This window comes from Rhodoplanes roseus (assembly GCF_003258865.1).
Taxonomy (GTDB): Bacteria; Pseudomonadota; Alphaproteobacteria; order Rhizobiales; family Xanthobacteraceae; genus Rhodoplanes; species Rhodoplanes roseus.
Genome location: NZ_NPEX01000596.1, coordinates 1 through 1,050, shown reverse-complemented (window position 1 = coordinate 1,050; position 1,050 = coordinate 1). Strand labels below are relative to the sequence as shown.

At 71.0% G+C, this 1,050-nt stretch carries 1 protein-coding gene; it reads left to right on the top strand.

The annotated features are described in order from the left end of the window. A partial coding sequence (locus tag CH341_RS31490; protein WP_111423665.1) for a 2-oxo acid dehydrogenase subunit E2 occupies positions 1 to 1,005 on the top strand: 1,005 nt, incomplete at its 5' end. Positions 1,006 to 1,050: the final 45 nt, after the last annotated feature.

Sequence of the window (1,050 nt, the reverse complement as noted above, 5' to 3'; positions counted from 1 at the left end):
CACGCGGCACCCCAGCCGGCGACGCGGGCGCCGGCCGGCCCGCTCAATCCGTTCCATGCGGTGCGCACGCCGGAGCGGAATTACGGACAGGCCCGGACGGCGGGCGGTGCCTACGCCACACCGCTGGCGCGACGCTTGGCGTCCCAGGCAGGCATCGACCTGTCGCGCGTGACGGGTTCGGGACCGAACGGCCGCATCGTCGCCCGTGACATCACGGCGGCGCCGCAGACCGGCGCCGGCGTCGCGACCGTGCCGGCGGGGCCGAGTGCCGAGCAGGTTCTGGCGCTGTATCGGGACGTGCCGCACGAGGAGGTGCCGCTCGATGCGATGCGCCGGACCATCGCGACGCGGCTGGTTCAGGCCAAGAGCACGATCCCGCACTTCTACCTCACCGCGGACGTCGACATCGATCGTCTGCTGGCGATGCGCGAGGAGGCCAATGCGGCCGCTCCGACAGGAGGCGACGGCAGGCCGGCCTACAAGCTCTCGCTCAACGACTTCATCATCAAGGCGTGGGCGACGGCGCTGCGACGCATCCCGGCCGCCAATGCGGTCTGGGCCGAAGATCGCATCCTGCGTTTCGCGCAGGCCGACATCGGCGTCGCCGTCGCACTGGACGGCGGCCTCGTCACGCCGGTGATCCGCGGCGCGGACAGCAAGTCGCTGACGGCGATTTCGGGAGAGGTCCGCGACCTGGCGGAGCGCGCGCGCGCCAGAAAGCTGAAGCCGACCGAGTATCAGGGCGGCTCTTCGGCGATCTCCAACCTCGGCATGTACGGCGTGCGCGAGTTCGCCGCCATCATCAATCCGCCGCACGCCACCATCCTGGCGATTGGCGCGTCGCGCCGGGAGGCGGTGGAGCGCGCGGACGGCAGCGTCGGCTTCGCCGGCCGGATGAGCGTCACCCTGTCGTGCGATCACCGTGCCGTGGACGGCGCCTTGGGAGCGCAGTTGCTGGGCGTGTTCCGGGACATCGTCGAGCAGCCGATTTCGGTCGTCGTCTGACGAATCGCCGGATCGGAGACGATCTCGACCGGCAGCGCCACGGTG